Genomic DNA, 20,540 nt, shown 5'->3' with positions numbered 1-20,540 from the left:
GCGGCCGGGCGGGCCCGCTCTCCGGGCCCGCCCGGTTCCCCGTCGAGCAGTACTGTCGAGCAATACTGAGGTGTACGCACCAATCCGCCCTCGCCCCGCCGATCCCCATGCCCCTCCCCTCCGCCTCCCCCGGCCGCAACCAGTACGCGGACCTGCTGCGGGTCGGCGCGATCTGCGCCGTCGTGCTGGGCCACTGGCTGCTGACCGACCTCACCTACCGCGCGGGGCGGGTCTCCGGGCTGGACGCCCTCGACTACGTCTCCTGGGGGCGCTGGGTCACCCTGCTCTTCCAGGTGATGCCGGTCGTCTTCCTGGTCGGCGGCTACGCCAACGCCGCCTCCTGGACGGCGCACCGCCGCGCCGGAGGGTCCTGGACGAGCTGGGTGCACCGCCGCGCCCTGCGGCTGCTCCTGCCGACCGCGGTCTACCTCGGCGTGGTCTCCCTCGCCGCCGCCGCGGCCTGGGCGGGCGGCGCCGGGGCGGCCGAACTCGCCCGGGCGGGCTGGTACCTGGCCCTGCACCTGTGGTTCCTGCCGGTCTACCTGCTGCTGATCGCGCTGACCCCGGCGCTGCACGTCGCGCACACCCGTCGGGGGCTCGCCGTGCCCGCCGCGATGGCGGCCGGCGCGGCCCTGGTGGACCTCGCGATCCTGGGCCCGCGACTGCCGCTGGTCGGCTTCGCCAACTACCTGCTGGTCTGGGGCGCCATGCACCAGTGGGGCTTCGCCTGGCACGACGGCAGCCTCACCCGCGGACGCCGCCCGCTCGTCCTCGCCCTCGCCGGCCTGCTCCTCCTCACCGGCCTGCTGACCTGGGGTCCGTTCCCGGTCGACATGATCGGCGCCGGCCTGCCGGCCGGCAACACCACGCCGCCCTCGATCGCCCTGCTCGCCTTCGCCGCCGCCCAGTGCGGCCTGCTGCTCGCCGCCGAGCCGCTCGCGCGCCGCCTGCCGCCCTCCGCTCTCCTCCACCGCCTCAACCGCGCCGTGATGACCGTCTACCTGTGGCATCCCGTCCCGGTCGTCCTGGTCGCCGTCACCCTCTACCCGGCCCGCCTCGCACCCCAGCCCGCCATCGGCGGCTGGCAGTGGTGGGCCCTGCGCCCCGCCTGGTTCGCCCTCCTCGCCGCGCTGCTCGCCCTCCTGGTCGCCGCCGTCCGCCGCGCCCAGCGCCCCCTGCTCCACCTCCCGCCCTTCCCCCGCCCCTCCCCCGTCCTGCTCGCCTGCTCCCTCGCCACCACGCTCCCCGCCCTCGCCTGGCTGGCCGTCAACGGCTTCGCCCCCTCCGGCCGGCCGCCCGTCCTCGCCCTCGCCGCCTACGCCCTCGGCATCGCCCTGCTCCTCGCCCGCACCACGCCTCCGCCCCACCGCCGGAGGTCGGCGGTGGGGCGGAGAACACGTCCGGACGTCAGGTCCGACGGCCGTCGGAGGAACGGTCAGAAGTGGAGGTCGGGGCTGGTCTGGTAGGTGTAGCCGGTGCCGGGCTGCCAGTAGAAGCGGGCCTCGGCCTTGTAGTCGTGGCCCCACGCCGGGTTGGAGAGCGCCCAGCTGTAGGTGAACTGGCCGGCCCGGCACGGGAACGAGGTGGAGAGCGCCTGGGAGTTGGTGGTGTAGTCCCAGAGGATCACCTGCTCGGTGCAGTTGTTGGACGAGAAGTTCGTGGTCACCGAGAAGTTGACCTGCCCCCCGCCGTCACTGATGCACACCTGCTGCCACCCCGGCCCGTCACACCCGCCGCCCACCGCCGCCGACGCGGACCCGGCCCCCGTCAGCGCGATCCCCCCGGCCATCGCCATCGTCGTCAGCGCCAGCGCGGCCTTTCGGATTCCCTTGACGGACATGGTCGTTCCCCTCTCATCAGCGCCCCGACCACGCCGGCCGGGCACACGGGAGAGGTTCGTCGACCACGATGGACATCCGATGAGCATGCGCATGACCGATCAGCGGCGGCCGAGGGCACGGAAGGTCCAGCCGGCCGCACGCCAGCGGTCGGCGTCGAGGGTGCCCCGGGCGTCGACGACCTCGGGGGCGGCGGTGTACCGGGCGAGATCGGCCGGGTCGACGTCGGAGTACTCCGGCCAGTCGGTCAGGTGCAGCAGCAGCCCGACGCCGACGGCGGCCTGCACGGGGTCCTCGGCGTAGTCGAGGTGGGGGTGGGACCTGCGGGCGTTCTCCGTCGCGACGGGGTCGTGGACGGTGACGTGCGCACCGGCCCGCCGGAGGGCGTCGGCGACCGCGAGGGCCGGGGAGTCGCGGATGTCGTCGGTGCCGGCCTTGAACGCGGCCCCCCAGACGGCGATCCGCTTGCCGGACACGCTGCCGCCGAGCGCTTCGTGGGCGAGGCCCACGGTGTGCTCGCGGCGGCGCAGGTTGATCGCCGCGACCTGGCGGAGCAGACCCGCGTCGGCACCGAGCTCCTCGGCCCGGTGGGCGAATCCGGCCAGGTCCTTGGGTAGGCAGCCGCCCCCGTACCCGAGGCCGGGCCGCATGCCGTCGGCGCCGATCCGGTGGTCGTGGCTCAGCGCGCGGGCGACCTGACGGACGTCCGCCCCGGCCAGTTCGCAGAGCTCGGCCATCGCGTTGATGAAGGAGATCTTGGTGGCGAGGAAGGCGTTCGCGGCGCCCTTGATCAGTTCGGCGGTCGCAATGTCGGTGACGATCAGCGGGGTGCCCGCCGCCAGGATGTCGGCGTAGACCCTCCGGAAGTCCGTCTCGCTGCGGGTGTCGCCGTCCTCGACGCCGAGCACGATCCGGTCCGGCTCCAGGGAGTCCCGGACCGCGAAGGACTCGCGCAGGAACTCCGGCGACCACGCCAGGCGGGCACTCGCACCGACCCGGAGGTACGCGTCCAGGGTCTGCCGCAGCTCGGCGGCCGCACCGACCGGGACGGTGGACCGTCCGATGATCAGCGCCCCGTCGCCGAGCCTCGGGGCCAACCGGCGGACGGCGGTGTGGAGCTGGCCGAGGTCGTAGGCGCCGGTGCCGTCCTGCTGCGGGGTGCCGACCCCGAGGAAGTGGACGTCGGCGAAGTCGGCGGCCTCCGCGTAGGAGGCGGTGAACCTGAGCCGCCCGGTGACGGTGTGCTCGGCGAGCAGGTCGTCCAGGCCGCGCTCGACGAACGGGGCCCGGCCGCTGTTCAGCGCGTCGACCTTGTCGGCGTCGGTGTCCATGCCGAGGACCTGATGGCCGAGTTCGGCCATCGCGGCGGCGTGGGTCGCGCCGAGGTAGCCGCAGCCGATCACAGTGAGCTTCACAAGCGTGTCCTTTCGCGGGGGCCGTCCGCCCGGCCGATGCCCGTCGTCGCGACGGTCCCGGCGGAGGCCCTGGACCTCAGACAACCGGGTCCGGGCGGGCGGGGACAGGGCTCGCAGGGGGGCTCACAACGCGCGAAAGCGGTTCGCCGCGAGCACGGAGGTCATACCCTCGGTGATCCGGCGTCGGATACCGAACGCACGACCTCCGCGCGGCATCGCGCGGAACCGATGGAGGGGGCCGCCGTGGCGTCGACCACCCGTCGGGCCAAGCCGCCGAACGACGCGCTGGCCCGGATGATCGACAACTGCCGGGGGATCAGCCGCAAGTCGCTGGCGCACCGGGTCAACCAACTCGCCCGCGAGGCCGGGCTGACCACCAGCTACACGCACACCTCGGTCGCGAACTGGTGCCGCCGCGGCATGACCCCCGACTGGCCGGTGCCCGCGCTACTGGCCCGGGCGATCGGCGAACGGCTGGGCAGGCCGGTGCAGTTGGCGGAGATCGGGATGGCGGAGGCGCAGACACCGGACGCCGCCATGGGGTTGGATTTTCCACGAGACCCCGCTGACGCCGTACGCGTCGCCACTTCGTTCTGGAGCACTGTGGACCGCCGCGACTTCCTCACCGGAACGGGCTTCGCCGTCTCCGCGTTCGCCACCCCGGTCACCCGCTGGCTGGTCGCGCCCGCCGACGACGGCTCCGCCCACCGGGGCCACAGCCGGGTCGGCGCCGCCGACCTCGTCGAACTGCAGGAGGCCGCCGACGACGCACGACGATGGGACTCCAAGTACGGCGGCGGGAGCTGGAAGGCCAGCTCGGTCACGGCCTGCCTGCGGGAACGCGCGGTGCCGCTGCTGAGCGGGTCGTTCGGCGACGGCATCGGCCGGGAACTGTTCGCGGTGACGTCCGAGCTGTCGCGGCTGGCGGGCTGGACCGCCTTCGACATCGGTCAACACGACGCCGCCCAGCGGCACTTCGTCCAGGCGCTGCGCCTCGCCAGAGCTGCCCGCGACGTCCAGCTCGGCTGCTACGTGCTCACCACGATGGCGATGCAGACCCTGCTGCGAGGCTTTCCCGGCGAGGCCATCGACATGACCCAGGGAGCCTTCGAGCGGGCCAGGGCGAGCGCGGCGCCCAGGGTGCTGGCCTTCACCAAGCTCATCGAGGCCCGTGCCCACGCCCGCGACCACGACGCCAGGGCCGCCTCGGCCGCCCTGGCCGCCTCCGAGGCGCTGCTCGACCGGGCCCGCGACGACGCCGACGAACCGTCGTGGATCGACTTCTACCACCACGCCAGGCTCTCGGCGGACGCCGCCGAGGTCTTCCGCGACCTGAAGAATCCCAAGGCCGCGCTGGCCTGGAACGCGCAGGCCGCCACCATGCCGACCGGTGTGTTCACCCGCTCCGTCGGCATGCGCCTGGCAGTCGTGGGAACAGCCCACCTCCAGGCCGAGGACCTCGACCGGGGCCTCGGCCTCGGCAACCAGGCCGTCGACATTCTGGCCCGGGTCCGCTCCAGCCGCGCCCTGGACTACGTCCGCGAGTTCGACTCCGCGCTCGCCCCGTGGCATCGGGAGCCCGCCGTCCGCGACTTCCGGCACCGCGCCCGGACCGAGCTGGGGATCGCCGTCTGACACCGCCGCGCCAGGACTCACTGGGGAATCTCGCGCAGCAGGTGCTCGATCTCCGTGGCGTCGGCGGTGAGTTCGAGGTGGCGGAAGTGGGTCAGGGCCTGCTGGAGGCTGATGCGGGCGCGGTCGGGATGGTGGAGGCGGGTGAGGGCCTCGCCGAGGGTGCGGAGGAGGGTGCCTTCGAGGAGGGCGCCGACCTGGCGGGCCTGGGGCAGGGACTCCTCGGCGGCCCGGACGGCGGGGCGGGCGCGGCCGGCGGAGAGGTGGATGCGGGCGATCAGGCTCCCGGTGGCCGCCTCGAAGGCCAGCATGCCGAAGGCGCGGAAGCGTTCCAGGACGTACTGGGCCTGGGCGAGGGCGGGGTCGAGGTCGCCGCAGAGGTGGAGGACCCGGGCAAGGTAGTAGCGGCCGACGGACTCGGAGATGGACAGGTGGCGGCCGGTCAGCCCGGCGCAGCGTTCGGCGGTCGCCCGGGCCTCCGACAGTAGGCCCAACTGGGCCTGATTGAAGGCGAGTTCACCGAGCACGAGGCCTTCGGCGCTCTCGTCCGCGAGCCGCCGGAAGATCGCTGCGGCCTCCTCCAGGCAGGCGACGGCCGCCCGGTGGTCGCGCAGGGCGCGGGCGTTCGCACCGAGGAGTTTGAGGGTGTCGGCGCGCAGCGGGAGCCGGTCGTCGCCGTCGCACAGGGCGAGGCAGGCGCGCAGTTCGCGGCCGGCCTGCGGATAGGAGTTGGCGTGCCAGAGCATGCCGCCGCGCACCGAGCGGGCGAGCGCTTCGGCGTCCCGTTCGCCGCGGGCGGAGGCGGCGGCGGCGACCCGGCCGGCGAGGTCGGCGACGGTGGTGACGTAGCCGCGGCCGAACAGGATCGAACTCATGGTGTCCAGCAGGTCGACGGTGTCGGCGAGCGGCAGCCCGCCGTCCTCGCAGGCCCGGTGGACGACGGCGCGGTGGAGGGCGGTGCGGTCCCGCATCCAGGCGCTGGCCTCCTCGATGCTGCTGAAGCGCGGCCCGGTCGGGCTCTCGGGGGCGCGGTCGCGGTGGGCGGTGCGTTCGGCGTTGCGGGCGCCGGCGACGCAGAAGCCCAGCAGCCGGGCGAACGCGGCGGTCACGGACGACGGCGTGTCCTGGTGGGCGGAGCGCTGCCGGGCGAAGACCCTCAGCAGGTCGTGGAAGCCGTAGCGATCGGCGGCGGGCGACTGCAACAGGTTCAGATCGACCAGCGCCTCCAGCAGGTCGCGGGTCTCGGCGGGGTCGCGGTCGAGCAGCGCGGCGGCGTCGGCGGAGCGGAGGTCGGGGGCGTCCGGCAGGGCGAGCAGGCGCAGGGCGCGGGCCTGTTCGGCGGTGAGGCGGGCGTAGGAGAGGGCGAGGACGGGCTCCACCGAGGCCTGTTCGGTGGCGAGTTCGCCGAGGCGGGTGCGTTCGTCGGCGAGGCTCGCGGCGAGTTCGGCGAGCGGCTGCCCGGGGTCGGCGGCCAGCCGGGAGCCCGCGACGCGGACGGCCAGCGGCAGCCGGCCGCAGGCGGTGACGATGGTGGCGGCCGCCTCGGGTTCGGCCTCGATCCGGGGCCGGCCGACGATCGCGGCGAGCAGGTCGAGCGCCTCGTCCGCGGTCATCGCGTCGAGCGGGAGGTGGCGGGCGCCGGGCAGGGTGCTGAGCCAGGCGCGGCTGGTGACCAGCACCGCGCAGGTACGGGAGCCGGGCAGCAGCGGGGCGACCTGTTCGGGCCCGGCGGCGTTGTCGAGCAGGATCAGCAGGCGGCGGCCGGTCACGGCGGTGCGGTAGAGCGCGGCGCGTTCGGCGAGGTCGGCGGGGATGTCGCGGTCGGCGACGCCCAGCGCGGTCAGGAAGCCGGCCAGTGCCTCGGCCGGGTCGAGCGGGACGGCCTCGGCGCCGCGCAGGTCCACGTGCAGTCGGCCGTCGGGGAAGCGGGCGCGCAGGGCGTGCCCGACGTGCACGGCGAGGCCGGTCTTGCCGACGCCGCCGAGCCCGTTGATCGCGGAGATGACGACGGCGCCCGGTTCCGGGTCGGAGAGGGCGGCGCGCAGCCGGGCGACGTCGGCCTGCCGGCCGGTGAAGTCCGGTATGCCAGCGGGGAGTTGTTCGGGCACGGGGGTCGGCGCCGGTCCGCTCGGCCGGGTCTCCGGGGCGGGCCGGGCGGCGGTGGCGAGGGTCGGATCGGCGCGGCGGATGCGCCGGTGCAGGGCGTCCAGTTCGGCGCAGGTCAGCCCCTCGTCGAGGTAGAGCCGGCGGGCGTCCTCGTACACCGCCCGGGCCTCCTCCGGGCGGCCGGACAGGTGGTACTCCAGCATCAGCAGGGCACGGAACCGCTCCCGGAAGGGGTGCGCGAAGACCGCCTGGTCGAGTTCGACCAGGCAGGACGGGCCGCTGCCCAGCTCGACGTCCAGGCCGAGCTTGGTCTCCAGCGCGTCGATCCGGCGCTCGCCCAGGTGCCGGCGCAGCTCCTCCGCGTGCCGGCCGGGCAGGCCGGCCAGCGGCTCGCCCTCGTACAGCGCCAGGGCCCGGGCCAGCAGGTCCCGCGCCCCGGCCCGCCCGCCGCCGTCCCGCCCACCGCCGGCAGGCTCACCGCCGGCCAGTGCCTCGCCGGCAGGCTCACCCCCGGCCAGCGCCTCGCCGGCCCGGGCAACCAGGCGGTCGAAGGCGACGGAGTCCAGCGCTTCGGCGGGCACGTCCAGCCGGTAGCCGCCGTCGACGGTGACCAGCAGGTGCCCGAGCGCGTGGTTCCGCAGCTCCCGGCGCAGCCGGTAGGCATGGGTGGCGAGGACGGACCGGGGGTTGCCCGGCGGGTTGTCCCCGTCGAAGATCCCGTCTCCGAGCTGCGCGGCGGTGAGCACCCGCCCGGGCGCGGCGGCCAGCATGGCGAGGAACGCCTGCTGCTGACGGCGGCCGAGCTCCAGCCGCTGCCCGCCCGCCCATCCGGCGAGCGGGCCGAGGAGCCGGAAGCGGAGCCCCTGATCGGTGGCGGCGGTCTCCATGTCGGATCTCCTCGGTGCTCGTTCGTGCCCTGCGCGGAAACCTGCGCGGCGGAAGCCCGCCCGGCGGAAACCTGCCCGGCGGAAACCCGCTCAGCAGGCAGTCGGCGGCGGCAGCACCACGTACGGGCTCTCGACCGAGGTGGGGGTGATGATCCCGCCGTGGGTCTGGCCCGGGACGTAGGTGATGCCGGGCTGCCGTTCGAAGACGGTGCGGTTGCAGGCGTCGGTGATCAGGACGTCGGCGTTGCGCCAGAGCGTCACCCGGGCGTGCGGGTGGCCGGCGGTGCCGCTCTCCCAGCACAGGCCGCCGCTCGCGTTCAGCACGACCAGGTTGCCGTCGGTGCGGATGACGGCCTTGGTGCCGCAGCCGACGGTGCCGGTCGCCCAGGTCGGGTACTGGCGGGTGAAGTCGTGGCCCGGCGCGTAGTAGGCGACGAGGTTCCCGTCGGACTGCATGACGAGCCGCGCCGTGCCGAACTCGCCCCGGTTGTCGATGTGCGCGCCGTTGTTGGACAGCTGTTCGCCGTCCCAGATGCTGGCGGTCGGCTGGTCGTAGGCGGCGTGGGCGGTGGCCTGCGCGGCCAGCACGCCGGCGGCCGCCAGGGCAACGGTGGCGAGTGCGCCCAGGGGACGGGTGGTTCGGGCGGTAGTGCGGCTCAACTGCGTGGTCCTCTCGTGCTGTTCATCGTGACCGGCGATGCCCCCTGACCTGCGCCCGGGGTAGTTGATCACGCCGACATCGGGATTCTGGAACGCCCCGATTGACGCGTGATCAACGACAGCGTTTACCGGCCGCCGCACCCCGGCCGGACCGCCGCACCCGGGCCGGTCGCCGCCTCCGGGTCGGCCGGGACGATCATGGCCGAGATCGGCCAGGCGGGTCGGCGCACCAGCCGCTCGGCGGCCTCGCGCAGCGCGCGCGGCAGGTGGCCGCAGGCGGCGGCCAGTGCCCGGGCGGCCTCCGGTTCGCGCTCCGCCCGCTCCGGGCCGAGCATCCGGCCGAGCAGCTGCACCGCCTCGGCCGGGCTCAGCGGCCCCAGCACGACTCCCGAACTCCCGTCCTCCGCAGGCCCGTTGAGGACGACCAGCGCAGCCGCCCCGGACGCCTCGGGCAGCAGCGTCCGCACCGCCGCGACACTGCGGGCACCGTCCAGCACCACCAGCACCCGACGGTCGGCCAGCAGCCGCAGGTACCGCGTCCGACGGTCGGCGGCGGACGACGGCACCGCCTGTTCCTCGACGCCCAGTGCGCGCAGGAACGGTGCCAGGAACCCGGGCACGTCCCGGTCGTCCACGCCGTGCAGGTCGGCGTACAGCTGCCCGTCCGGATACTCGGCACCGGCGAGGTGCGCGGCCCGGACCGCCAGCGCGCTCTTGCCCGCACCCGGCGGCCCCTCGACCACGACCGGCGCCGAACCGGACGCCAACAGTCCGCCCAGCAGCGCGAGTTCACTCGCCCGCCCGGTGAAGTCGGCCGGATCCGGCGGCAGTTGGAACGGCCGCCGGACCGCCACCGGCTCCCCCGTCCCCGCCCCCGTCCCCGCCCCCGCCCCCGCCCCCGAGCCGATCTCCCTCAACGCCCGGAGCGCCTCGTCCCGCCGCCCGGCCAGCATCCGGCGCTCGTGCTCGGCGAACGGGCCCGGGACGCCGCCCAGCGCGTCGGGGCCGTACCAGCGGTCGAGCGCGGCGGCCAGCAGGGCGCGGGCGCGCTCCGGCTGCCGGTCGAGGCGCGCGGCGGCGGCATCGGCGAGCGCGGCGAGGAAGGCCGTCCGGTCGATGCGGTCCGGGTCGACGTCCAGGCAGTAGCCCTTGCCGACGTGCCGCAGAACGCTGCCGTCGATGCCGAGGGCACTGCGCAGGCGGTACATGTTGCCCGGGAGCGCGGCGGCCCGGTCGGGCGCCTCGTCCCCCTCCTCGCCCCAGACCCCGTCGATGATCTCGCCGACCGGCACCGGCCGGCCCGCGTGCGCGAGGAGGACGGCGAGCACCGCCCGGTCGCGGGCCCGGTTGATGCGCAGCTCCTGGCCCGCGCGCCAGGCCTTCAGGGGTCCGAGGGTGGTGAAGTGCAGCTCCACCGCGTCCTCCCACGACGATCATGTTGACAATTCGTCATGTTATATCTCCCGTCAGCAACCCCCATGCCCCGCAAGCCCGTGCCGCGCAGCTCCGCGCCACGTGACCCCGAGCCGGGACACCCTCCACCGCGCCGCCGGTTGACGCCCCTCTCCACGAGAGAAGGACCGGACGTGATCGACAGGCGTACCTCACCACCGCTCAGCCCGCCGGCGGCTTCGGCGTGTCCACCAGCAGGTCGAACGCCAGCCCGCTCGCTCCCTCGCCGCGCCCCGCGCCACGGCCCGCGGCGAGCCAGACGCTGACCCGGCCGTTGCGCCAGCGGGTGCGGCGGTAGCCGACGGTGAGGCGGGTTCCGGTCTGCGGAACCTCCTCCTGGTTGACGAAGTACGAGTGCGGCGGCGTCACGTCGAGTCCCTCCCGCAGCAGGGAGGTTCGCGGCTGGACGGGCGGCAGCACGGCCACCGTGTTCGGCATCGCCGCGCGCTGCAGCTGCACGGTGCGGTTGTCCCCGGGGACGTGCACCGGGATGAACGGAATCCACTGCTCGGGAACGGAGTTCATCGCCTCGTACGCGATCGGTGCGAGCGGCGCGTCCGGCGGGACGGGCGGGTGCAGCCGCAGGTGCTGGGCCTGGACGGCGGCGGCGACCTCGCTGCCGCGCCGGCCCTCGCCGGTGGGGCGGGGGACGGTCGCCTCGATGCCCCAGACCAGGTTGGCGTTCTCGTCGCGGATCAGCCGCACCTCCTCCAGCGCGGGCCCGTCGGCGACCTTCGGCACGCTCGCGGGCAGGAACAGGCTGGTGTCGGCGGCGGTGTCGGGCCCGGCGTCGAGGGTCTCCAGGGTGTACATCGACCAGCGCTGCCAGTTCTCGTCGAGGCCGCTGCCCGCCGGGGTGATCCACAGCCGCTGCCCGAACACGTCGGTGACGGCGAGGCCCTGGATCGACGCCAGGGTACCGACCGGCAGCTCGCACGGGAGTTGGTACCAGTCGTTGCTGTAGACGAGGGCGAACTCCAGGAAGATCAGCCGGGCCAGGTCGGTGCTGTCGGGCGACACCGCGGCGAAGTTGGTGCCGCCGTCCTCCACCGCCCACCAGCGCGGCAGCGGCATGCCCGCGTACCGCAGCGGCGCCGGGAACACCGTGCGGTTGATCGCGGGCAGCGGGGGCTCGGCGCCGCCGACGGGGTGGTCGGGGTCGATCGAGAAGGCGTGCCAGTCGAGTTCGCCGCCGGGGAACTCCTCCGCGGTGAGCACCTTCTCGGTGCCGTCGGGGGCGGTCCCGGCCACCGAAAAGCGGTGTTCGAGGCGGCGCGGGTCCCAGGTGGCGTCGCCGTCGGGCCGGTCGATCAGGTCGTCGAACCAGGCGACCAGGCGGACGCCGAGGGCGTCCAGCGCCGGGTAGTGCATGTGCAGGATGTCGCTGATGCCGTCGGAGGCGTGGCCGCCGTCCTTGAGGTGCCGGTACAGCAGGTAGCCGTCCATCCGGCGGCCGGCGACGGCCTGCAGGCTCGCCCAGACCTCCGGGTCGGCGACCCGCGGCGCGTCGGCGTCGGTGGTCGGGTCGGGCAGCGCGATCGGGTACATGCGCACGTACTGGCCGCGGAAGTCGAACGCGATGTTGGCCAACACCGGGTCACGGCCGAGCAGTTTGAGCCAGCGCCGGCCGATCGCCAGCCGCAGGTCGAACGCGATCGGGTCGGCGCCCGCCGTGAACGCCGGGGGCCGCCGTTCGGCGAGCGCCTCCAACGGCCGGTCGTCGGGCAGGGGTTCGGCGGCGCCGCCGCTCGGGCGGAAGCGGCTGGGCCGGGTGCCGGCGATCGAGTACGTCGCGGTGACGGGCGACCCGGCGTCGCTCGCGCGGAACTCGCCCATCTGCCACTGCCGGGTCAACATCCAGAGCGCGTCCCGTACTTCGGCCCGCAGCGCGCGCTGGAAGTCGGTGGTGCGGGGGCGGCCCTCCAGCCGGTTCCACACGCCGACGGCCGGGTTCGACCGGGTGGCGAGCGCCTTGGGCAGGTCGGCGATGCGGGGCTCAGGCATGGGTGGCCTTCCAGCGCTGGTTGGCGATCGCGAGGTCGGTGGAGATGGTGATCGGCTGCCGGGTGGCGGACATCAGGGTGGCGGGCAGCAGTTGGGCGTACGCGGTGTTGTCGAGGTGCTCGGGTTCGACGCCCCGGGCCTTCGCCAGGTCGAGGGTCTCGCCGACGGCGGCGATCAGGTCGTCGGTGTTCCAGGCGCCGGTGCGCACCGGCGGCACGACCAGCAGCATGGCCTGCGGCGGTTCGGAGTCCGGCCCGTCGTAGTGCAGCGCGATGCCGGTGGTCTCGCGCTCGGACGGGATCACCTCCGTCCACTCGTCGAACAGCAGGCCCACCTGGGTGGGGGACGGCGTCACCGGGTCGGGCGCGTAGTGCGCGGTGAACAGCACCTTGTCCTCGGTGATGTCGGCGCCGGTGGTGCCGGGGCTGAACTCCATGGCCAGCCAGTGGTCGTGCGGCCGGTACGGCAGCTGGATCGGCACCAGTTGCGGTTCGGCGGACTGCAACAGGTCGCCGAGGAGGCCGCCGGGCCCGCGCAGCGCGTCGCTGAGCACCACGACCTTCTCCCACAGCCGGGGCCGGTCGCGGACCCGGGCGATGCCGTGCGCCCAGTCGTCGACCGGGAAGTCCCGCCCGATCGGCGGCTGGGTGAGGTGCTGGACGAGGGTGCCGCTGTCGGCGAGGGCGTTCCTCCAGTCCGCGGCGAGCTGCGCGGACGGCGTGAACTCCGGTACGGCCAGCACGTCCTGGCCGATCAGCGCCTTGAGCGCGTCGGTCGCCGCCGCGACCTGGTCGGGCCCGGTGACGGCGGCGTCGTACGCGGCGAGCGCCTGGTCGGCGGCGGCGAGCCGGCCGAGGACGTCGGCGTGCAGCGCGTTCGCCCGGTCCAGCAGGTCGCGGCAGAACTGCACCACCCGGTCCTGGAACGGCTGGAGGCTGAGGTCGGTCGGGTCGAAGGCGCTCAGCGGGAGCTTCCCGGCGACTTCGGTGAGCAGGCCGCTGAGCGTCGTCCGGATCGTCCGGGCCTCTGACCGCAGCGACTGCACCTTGGTGGCGAAGGCCTGTCGGCGGCCCGCGACGATCGCCCGGAACGCGGCCGGCTGGGCGGGCAGCGGCGCGGTGGGCTTGGTGGCGATCAGCCGTTCCGCCTGCTGGAGCAGCCGGAACCGTTCGGCGGCGGAGGTGGCGGCGGGCAGTGCGTCGTACGTGGCGAGCAGGGCGTCGGCGCTCGCCAGCGCCCTGGTCATCCGGTCGGCGGCCGTGGCGACGGCGGCCAGCACGTCGGTGAACACGCCGCGCCGCCACATCGCGAGTTCGCCCCAGCCGCTGCGGACCATGCCGAACCCGCCGGCGGTGGTGACCAGTGCCGCGTACCCGGAGAGCAGGGTGTCGACGAGGGCGAGGATCTGCGTCCGCCGGGGCGGCGCGCCGGCCGGGTAGAGCGGCGCCAGCGTGGCGAGGTAGCTCTCGACGCCGGTGCGCAGCACGTCCATCGAGGCCCGGACGGCGGCCGGCCGTTCGCGGGGCAGCGAGACGGCCTGATCGGCGGCCCGGTCGGCCGGGTCGGTGCCGGCGGCGGACGCCAGGTCGGTCGGGCGCAGCGGCCGGGCGGTGGTGAGCAGGGTGCGCAGCGCGGTGATGAGCGGGGAGAGTTCGAAGAAGGTGAGGTGTCCGGCGGACTGGTCGGTGTAGTGGATGGTCAGTTCGACGTCGGGCCGCGGGTTGTCGGTGCGCAGGACGGAGCCGAGGATGCGGTCGTCGAGGTCGGTCATGGTGCTGCTGCCGGCCGGGCGGACCGCCCACAGCAGGTCGATGGGCTGCAGGCCGAGGTCGAACTGGGTGACGAGGCGGCTGCGGGCGAGTCCGGTGAGGGCGTCGGTCCAGGTGACCTGGGCGACGACGTTGGTGGCGGGCGGCAGCAGGGTGGGCAGCCAGGCGTTGACGGCGGGTTCGGCCTGGGCGCGGGGCGTGTTGTGGGCGAGCGGGGGTGCGCCGGTGTCGGGTTTGAGGCCGGGGGTGAGGCGCAGGCCGAGGCGGTGGGTGAGGGTGGTGCCGCTGCGGGGTGTGGTGACGACGGCGGGTTCGGGCGGCAGGCCTTCCTTGGCGTACGCGTCGAGGGTGGCGGAGGCGCGTTCGGGGTTGCCGAGCAGCACCTGGTGGGTGCTCTCGGCGACGGCGAGGTCGGCGAGCGCGTCGTGGAGGTCGAGCAGGTGCTGCACGGCCCGGTCGACGACGGCCTGCTGGGTGGTGTCGACGGCGGGCAGGCCGTCCAGCCCGTACGGGTAGGTCTGCGGGACGTTCTCCCTGGTCAGGTGGCGTACCAGGGCGAGGCCGTCGATGACGTTGTGGGCCTCGATCTGGTCGATGCCCAGCGGCTTGGTCGGGTCGGGCTGGTCGCTCTGCTGCGGGACGGTGTCGGCGATCCGGCCGGCCCGCAGCGGGAACTTCAGGCGCAGCGCGGCGATCAGGAAGTCGACCTCGGCCTGTTCGTGGCTGTCGTGCAGGTCGCGTTCCAGCCGGTAGCCGAGCAGGGCGCCGAGGGACTGGCCCTGCCGCATGCCGTCGAGCAGGCCGAGGGCGGTGCGGACCCGCCCGGAGCTGAGGTTCACCGCGAACGAACCGGGGTTGTCGGGTGAGCCGTTGGCGAGGTACCCGGCCCGCAGCACGGCGGCGGTGCGGGCGTGGCCGGGCGAAGGGGCGTGCAGGTGGCCGCCGTTGAGCGGGTCGTGCATCAGCGGCTGGTCGCCCTGGAAGACCGTGGCGAGCGGCCCGGTCAGGGTGACGGGGGTGAGCGCGGTGTCGCGGCGGCGGACGTCCTCCAGCCAGCCGTACGCGCCGAGGTGGACGCCGGGCACGGCGGGCGTGGTGCCGTCGGGTCCGTAGCGCAGTTCGGCGAGGCGTTCGTTGGCGAGGCCGAGCCGCCAGGCGTCGAGCCGGTAGGTGGCGGTGTCGAGGTGTTCGGCGAGGACGCGTTCCAGCCGGGCGGTGGGCAGCGCGGTCAACAGGCCGAGGGCGGCTGCCTGTTCGGCGAGGCGGGCGGTGGCGGGGCTGGTGTCGATCACCCGGGGGATGTGGTCGACGACCAGGCGGGCGGGGTCGCCGGTGATCTCCGGCGCGGGCGAGTACAGCCGCCGGAAGCGGCTCTCGCTGGGCAGGCTCTGGCCGGGCGCCGGGATCTTGACGTGGATGAACGCCGGGTCGGCGGCGGCCTGTTCGGCGGCGGTGGCGATGCCGGCGGCGATGGCGAGTTCGGTGGCGGCGTCGGCCCAGCCGAGCAGCAGGGCGTGCCGGGCCAGCAGGTACAGCAGCGCGGCGGGCCGGTCGTCGTCGGGGAAGCCGGCCTCGGTGCGGACGGTCTCCAGGTCGGTGCGGGCGTGCGCGGCGAGCCACGTCAGGTAGTTGGCGCCGTCGAGGGTGTAGGGGCGGATCGGGTCGGTCTCGGACAGCGGCCGGTCGTCGACGGGCGGGGCGAGCAGCGGGTGCTGGGTGTCGAGGAACAGGCGGCGGATCAGGTCCGGGTCCTGGGCGGCGCCGGTGTCGGGGTAGCCGAATCGGGTCAGCAGGGCGCGGATCGGGCCGGGCTGGTTCAGCCGGTCCAGGCCGGGCAGCACGGTCGAGCCGAGCGCGCCGAGGTTCTCCCGGTTGAAGATGTCCTCGACGCTCTGCGCGTACCGCTGGTAGTACTCGGCGGAGGTGGGGTGCGCGGCGAGGATGTCCAGCAGGTGCTGGTGGGCGTCGGCGGCGGGCCCGCCGAGGTGGGCGACCTTGCCGGTGGCGGCCTGCCAGTCGGCGGCGGCGGCCTGTAGGACGGTGTTCAGGCCGCGCCGGTGGGCGGCGGCCGGGTCGGTGTCCGGCCAGGCGAGCCGGGAGAACGCGGTGGTCGGCAGGATGCCGTACGGCTGCCGACCGATCCGCACGGTCGGCGCCGGGCCGCGTCCGGAGACGTGCCGCAGGTAGTACGCGCGGGTCTGTTCGACGACGGCCCGGGAGAACACCGGGTGCAGCGTGGTCTGCAGGTGGTAGCCCCAGGTCGCGGGCCACAGCGCGGTGTCGGCGGCGCGGGCGTCGCGCTGGTCGGTGCCGTCGGCGCCCGGCATCCCGGCGAGGTCGGCGGGGTCGACGCCGAGCAGTTCGGCGAAGCACTGCCCGTCGGTGCGGGTCGTCCAGTCCGCGCCGGGCGCGAGGGCCCGCAGGTGTGCGGCGGAGCGCAGCCCGGCGTCGGCCTCCTGTCCGGGGTCGAGTCCGGCGGGCGCCTGCGCGCTGTTGTTGGTGGGGGTGCCCTGCGGCAGCAGGCTGAGCCCGGCGGGGCTGCGGAGTTGACGGGTCAGCAGGCCGGTCAGGTCGGCGGCGGACTGCGTCGGGGTGGCCCCTGCGCGCAGGCCGAGCACCACCAGCCGGTCCAGTCCGCCGGCGAGGTCGGCGGTCAGCGGGACCCGGAAGCCCATGCCGACGGTGACGGCCCGGTCGAAGTCGGTCAGCCAGCGCAGCTCGTCGGGGACGGTCAGCACGCCGGTGCTCTCGTCGACGCGCATCTCGGTGTTGCCCGGGTCGGGGCTGACCGGCAGCGTCGCCGGGACGGCGTTGCCGTCGACGTCGAGGACCTTGGCGCCGCCGGCCCAGCCCAGCAGCCGGAAGTGGTCGGGCAGCAGGCCGGCCCGGGCGGCGACCGTCCACGACTGCGGGGCGATGTCGGCGTCGGCCGGGCGCGGCACCACCAGGAACGCCACCAGCACGGCGTCGCCGCTCTGCACCGGCGCGGCCTCGATCCCGGCGGGCCGGCGGGCGGTGATCGCCGCCGCCCTGGCCGCGCCGACGGCGGCGAGCAGCGCGGTGTCGGCGGCCCGCTGCTTCACCCGGTCGCCGTGGGCCCGCCAGACCGCCGTCCAGTAGTCGGTGGTCGGCTGCCGGTCGGCTGCGGGCAGTGCGGCGTCGCTGCGCACGACCAGCACGGTGGTGCCGGCCGGCACCGGCACCGGCCGGTCGGCGGGGTTCGCCGGCCGGTGGTTCTGCAGCAGCCAGGTCGCCCGGCCGGCGGCGATCCGGCCGACCAGTTCCTGCCAGGCCGCCCGGTCGCCGACGGCCGAGCCGCCGGTGCGCCACAGCGCCGTCCAGTAGGCGTCCAGCGCGCCCAACTCGGCCTCGGTGGGCCGGGGTTCGAAGGTGTCCACCGACCACTCGTCGGGGAACACCCGGACCAGCAGCTCGGTCGCGGTGAACCTGGTCTCGACCCGCACCGGCCCCAACAGGACCGGGAAGTCGTCGCTCAGGGCGTTGTCGGCCATACCGGGAGCATCTCCTGTGCGTGGACGGCGACCATGACCGGCGCCTGGAAGAGGATGTACGCGATGTCGGCCGAGCTCAGCCGGGAGTACCAGAGCGGCAGCGCGATGTCCTCGCTGCGCTGCTGCTGCTTCTCCAGGTCGTCCGGGGAGCCGTCGAACGGCACCAGCGGGACGTGCGTGGTGTCGCTGAACTCGATGAAGCCGAGGTGGTCCGGGTCGACGTGCTGCCAGGTGAGGTCGTTCCACACCTCGACCGGTGGCAGCGGACCCTCCGGCTCGTCCACGCCGAAACGCGGTTCGCCGGGGCGTTCCTTGAGGACGAAGAACCAGCCCGGGTCGCCGGGCGGGTTGCCGCGCGCCTCGGCGGCGTCCAGGTCGAAGCCCAGCAGGTAGACGTCGGGTTCGACCTTGGCCTCGTACAGCGGCAGCCGCACCAGGTCGGGCGTCGGGTGGTCCTCGTCGGGCAGCGGCGCGGGGATGCGCTCCCCCGTGGTGACCGGGTTGCCGTTCGCGTCCAGCGGCCAGGCGGCGCGCTGCGCGTACACGGCGGTGTTCGGGTACTTCTTCAGCAGCTCGCCGCGGACGACCAGCACCAGGTCGTCCTTCTGGGTGGCGCCCGGCTGCTGCCGGTTGTCGTTCTCACCGAGCAGCGCGGCCGGCCCCCAGGTGTGGATCGGCTTGATGTCGTACAGCCGCTCCCGGCGCTGCTCGGCCGTCTCGCCGGGCGGCGACAGCACCGCCCGCGGGTCCCAGAACTGCCGGAACGGGGTGCCGCGCTGGTCGGTCGGGTACTCGCGCCACAGCATCTCCCGGGCCATCTCGTGGTTCAGGCCGACCATGAACGACTCGATGAAACGCCGGTTGTTGGCCAGCAGGGTGATCGAATTCGCGGGCAGCAGGCCCAGGTTGGGCACGAAAACATCCGTCGACTGGTCGATCAGCGACTGGTACATCGGCAGGTCGATCACCGGGTACGCCATCGCCTCGATGAAGTTCTCCGCGAACGGCCGCAGCCGGTCCGGCACGTCCACCGACCCGAGCAGGCACCTCGGCACGGTGGTGTCCGACCGTAGCCCGTTCAGCACCGTGTCCGTCGTCCCGGCGACGCCCAACTGCCCCCGGGGCGGGGCCTGTCCGACGGCGGCGGCCTCGTTGCGCCCGTCGTACAGCTCCCGCAGCGCCGCCTTGAACCGCTGCGCCTCCGGACTGTCCACACCGCCGCCGGTGGTCGGCGGGACGGGGTCCCCGATGTCCTTCAGGACGAAGTCCGCGCTCTTCGGCAGCGCGTCCACCGGGTCGGTGCCCGCGTCCGCGAAAGCCGGCCCGGGGTGCAGCACCTGGTCGAGCTGGTCCGGTGTCACCAGCGCGGCCGGCTTCACCTTCGGCGCGGCGGCCGTCACGGCGCCCGTCGCGGCGTCCATCCGCGGCAGCAGCGCCTCCCGCGGCTGGTCCGGCGGGAACGTCAGCGACCGCACCAGCCGCGCGCCGGGCCGGATCTGCCGCCGCATCGCCGCCGACAGCGGCGCCTCCGCGACCTGACTGACCGCCACCTGGAACCCCACCGCCAGCTGCTCGCCCGGGCCGGCCGTCGCGGCGGACCCGGTCGTCGTCACCCGGGGGTGGGCGGGCGCGGTCAGCGTCAGGTACTTGCCGGTCGGCGGCGGCGCGACCGCGGCGGCCGGGGCGGCGGGCGGCGACAGGTGCTTGACCTGCAACCGGTGCCCGACCTCCCGCGCCAACTGGGCTTCCCGGATCCGCGCGTTGGCCTTCAGCACGTCGCCGAGCTGCGCCCACGCGGCGTCCATGAACTCGTCCTGCCGGGCCTGCACCACCTTGGTGCCGAAGTTCGCGGCGACCCGGTGGCGCGGGTCGAGATTGAGCCGGTGCACCCAGTTCCGGTTGGCCGGCGAGGGCAGCGGCTGCCCGGCGTCGTCGATCAGCAGGTGCGCGGTCAGCGCGTGCCAACGGCCGTACAGCGGCGGCGTGATGACCGGGTCGACGCCCGCCGACAACGACTGCGCCTGGGCGGGCGGCAGCGCGGCGTGCGCGGCCGCGGGCGTGGTGTCCTGGTACGCCTCGGCGAGGTTGACCAGGTTCGCCAGCGCCTGCTGGAACGGGTGCGGGTACGGCGCGGCGGGCGGCGGCTGGTCGAACCAGTTGTCCCAGTTCTCCCAGGCGTCGATCGGCTGCTCGGGCACCTGCAACGCCCCGCCGAGGCGCAGCACCCCGCCGATCGCCGCCGGCGTGGTGATCGGCGGCAGCCCCGGCCCCGCCGAACGGTGCACGTCCATGTCCCGCCGCCCGACCAGCGGGTCCGGCCGGCGCGGCTGCAACAGCCGCACCAGGTACTCGAAGTCCCCGGTGGCTCCGGTGGTGAACGGCCACCGCTGGTAGTACGGCAGCTGCCCCTCGCCCGGGCGGTTCGGGTAGTCCGGCCCCCAGCTCGAGTACAGCGCCCCCGGCGACAGCGCCGGATCGAACCCCAGCCCCGCCAGCCGCCCGGTCTCGAACGCCGGGACCAGGAACGCCTCGTACGCCCGGTCCCGTTGCAGGTGCCGCGGACACACCAGCCGCGAGCACGCCCGGTCCGGGTCCGTCCGCAGCACCTCCGCGAGCGCCTGCAGCACCGGATCCCCCGCCCCGCTCAGCTCCCGCGCCACCGCCTCGTCCAGCCCGCCGTTGACGTGCACGTGCGCCCACGCCCCCAGCTGGTCCGCCGGCGGCAGCGCGTTCGGGTCCTTGACCGTCACGAACGGCACCGGCGTCCCCCCGCCGCCCTCCTCGAACTCCGCCGGCGCCCCCGTCACGTCACTGCGCGCCGCCAGCACCACCAGCGCCAGCCACGGCGCGAGCCGGTCCGTCGACCCGTCGGCCGCCGCCGGGCTGTACCGCCAGGGAAAGTCCTCGTCGTAGAACTCGATGTGCGCAAGGTAGTTGGGCTCGATGTTGGTGGTCCCCGGCAGCGGCTCGCGCCGCGAGATCGCCCGGGCGTCCACCCCCACCACATCCCCGGGCCCGTACAACTGCACCGCCCGCTCCACCCCTTGGCTCAGCGCGCCCCCGTCCAGCCCCTCCCCGCTCAGCACCAGCTTGACCGGAATGGTCGCGCGGGCGGACGTGCCCGGATCGCCGGTGATCCGGGTGGAGAGGCCGGACCGCAGCCACGGCAGGAACGAATAGGCATTCGCCGTCACAGCACACCCCCGTCGAGCAACTCACCTGCGACACCGACACGTTCGCCACCGACCGCACGCCGCTCCGGCCG

General features: G+C 74.7%; 10 protein-coding genes. 2 read left to right on the top strand and 8 right to left on the bottom strand.

Annotated elements, in window-relative coordinates; translation table 11 throughout:
* Positions 1 to 107: 107 nt before the first annotated feature.
* On the top strand, positions 108 to 1,466 hold the full coding sequence (locus ACFV4P_RS15080) for an acyltransferase (RefSeq protein ID WP_380471115.1): 1,359 nt from the start codon (positions 108 to 110) through the stop codon (positions 1,464 to 1,466).
* On the opposite strand, the gene ACFV4P_RS15075 is transcribed toward ACFV4P_RS15080, so the two are convergent.
* Positions 1,436 to 1,840: a hypothetical protein gene (locus ACFV4P_RS15075; protein WP_380471113.1), complete on the bottom strand. Its 405-nt coding sequence runs from the start codon at positions 1,838 to 1,840 to the stop codon at positions 1,436 to 1,438. The genes ACFV4P_RS15080 and ACFV4P_RS15075 overlap by 31 nt on opposite strands.
* 99 nt (positions 1,841 to 1,939) lie before the next feature.
* Positions 1,940 to 3,253: a UDP-glucose dehydrogenase family protein gene (locus ACFV4P_RS15070; RefSeq protein WP_380471111.1), complete on the bottom strand. Its 1,314-nt coding sequence runs from the start codon at positions 3,251 to 3,253 to the stop codon at positions 1,940 to 1,942.
* A gap of 243 nt (positions 3,254 to 3,496) precedes the next feature.
* Between ACFV4P_RS15070 and ACFV4P_RS15065 the strand changes: the two genes are divergently transcribed.
* The gene (locus tag ACFV4P_RS15065; protein ID WP_380471109.1) at positions 3,497 to 4,888 is read left to right on the top strand and encodes a sporulation protein; all 1,392 of its coding nucleotides are present in this window, start codon (positions 3,497 to 3,499) and stop codon (positions 4,886 to 4,888) included.
* 17 nt (positions 4,889 to 4,905) lie between these two features.
* Here the strand turns inward: ACFV4P_RS15065 and ACFV4P_RS15060 are convergent, their stop codons facing one another.
* The 6 genes from ACFV4P_RS15060 to ACFV4P_RS15035 all read right to left on the bottom strand — a co-directional run bounded on the left by ACFV4P_RS15060 (position 4,906) and on the right by ACFV4P_RS15035 (position 20,469).
* A complete protein-coding gene (locus ACFV4P_RS15060) occupies positions 4,906 to 7,878 on the bottom strand; it encodes a BTAD domain-containing putative transcriptional regulator (RefSeq protein WP_380471107.1) in 2,973 nt (990 codons plus the stop codon).
* Positions 7,879 to 7,968: 90 nt separating this feature from the next.
* Complete coding sequence (locus ACFV4P_RS15055) at positions 7,969 to 8,538, bottom strand: hypothetical protein (RefSeq protein ID WP_380471105.1); 570 nt, start codon at positions 8,536 to 8,538, stop codon at positions 7,969 to 7,971.
* A gap of 125 nt (positions 8,539 to 8,663) precedes the next feature.
* On the bottom strand, positions 8,664 to 9,953 hold the full coding sequence (locus ACFV4P_RS15050) for a BTAD domain-containing putative transcriptional regulator (RefSeq protein WP_380471103.1): 1,290 nt from the start codon (positions 9,951 to 9,953) through the stop codon (positions 8,664 to 8,666).
* A gap of 199 nt (positions 9,954 to 10,152) precedes the next feature.
* Positions 10,153 to 11,994 carry a hypothetical protein gene (locus ACFV4P_RS15045; RefSeq protein WP_380471101.1) on the bottom strand — a complete coding sequence of 614 codons (1,842 nt, stop codon included), beginning with the start codon at positions 11,992 to 11,994 and terminating at the stop codon, positions 10,153 to 10,155.
* Positions 11,987 to 17,275, bottom strand: coding sequence for a hypothetical protein (locus ACFV4P_RS15040; protein WP_380471099.1), 5,289 nt, complete (start codon positions 17,273 to 17,275; stop codon positions 11,987 to 11,989). Before ACFV4P_RS15040 ends, ACFV4P_RS15045 begins: the two co-directional genes overlap by 8 nt.
* Positions 17,257 to 20,469 carry a hypothetical protein gene (locus tag ACFV4P_RS15035; RefSeq protein ID WP_380471097.1) on the bottom strand — a complete coding sequence of 1,071 codons (3,213 nt, stop codon included), beginning with the start codon at positions 20,467 to 20,469 and terminating at the stop codon, positions 17,257 to 17,259. Before ACFV4P_RS15035 ends, ACFV4P_RS15040 begins: the two co-directional genes overlap by 19 nt.
* Positions 20,470 to 20,540: the final 71 nt, after the last annotated feature.

This window comes from Kitasatospora sp. NPDC059795 (assembly GCF_042732175.1).
In the GTDB taxonomy this organism is placed as follows: domain Bacteria; phylum Actinomycetota; class Actinomycetes; order Streptomycetales; family Streptomycetaceae; genus Kitasatospora.
Note: the sequence above shows the minus strand (reverse complement) of the source record. Positions and strands in the feature narration are given on the sequence as shown.

Excerpts from the sequence above, each read along its gene's own strand:
- ACFV4P_RS15080 (WP_380471115.1), top strand. The coding sequence starts at position 108 with ATGCCCCTCCCCTCCGCCTCCCCCGGCCGCAACCAGTACGCGGACCTG.
- ACFV4P_RS15075 (WP_380471113.1), bottom strand. The coding sequence starts at position 1,840 with ATGTCCGTCAAGGGAATCCGAAAGGCCGCGCTGGCGCTGACGACGATG.
- ACFV4P_RS15060 (WP_380471107.1), bottom strand. The coding sequence starts at position 7,878 with ATGGAGACCGCCGCCACCGATCAGGGGCTCCGCTTCCGGCTCCTCGGC.
- ACFV4P_RS15045 (WP_380471101.1), bottom strand. The coding sequence starts at position 11,994 with ATGCCTGAGCCCCGCATCGCCGACCTGCCCAAGGCGCTCGCCACCCGG.
- ACFV4P_RS15040 (WP_380471099.1), bottom strand. The coding sequence starts at position 17,275 with ATGGCCGACAACGCCCTGAGCGACGACTTCCCGGTCCTGTTGGGGCCG.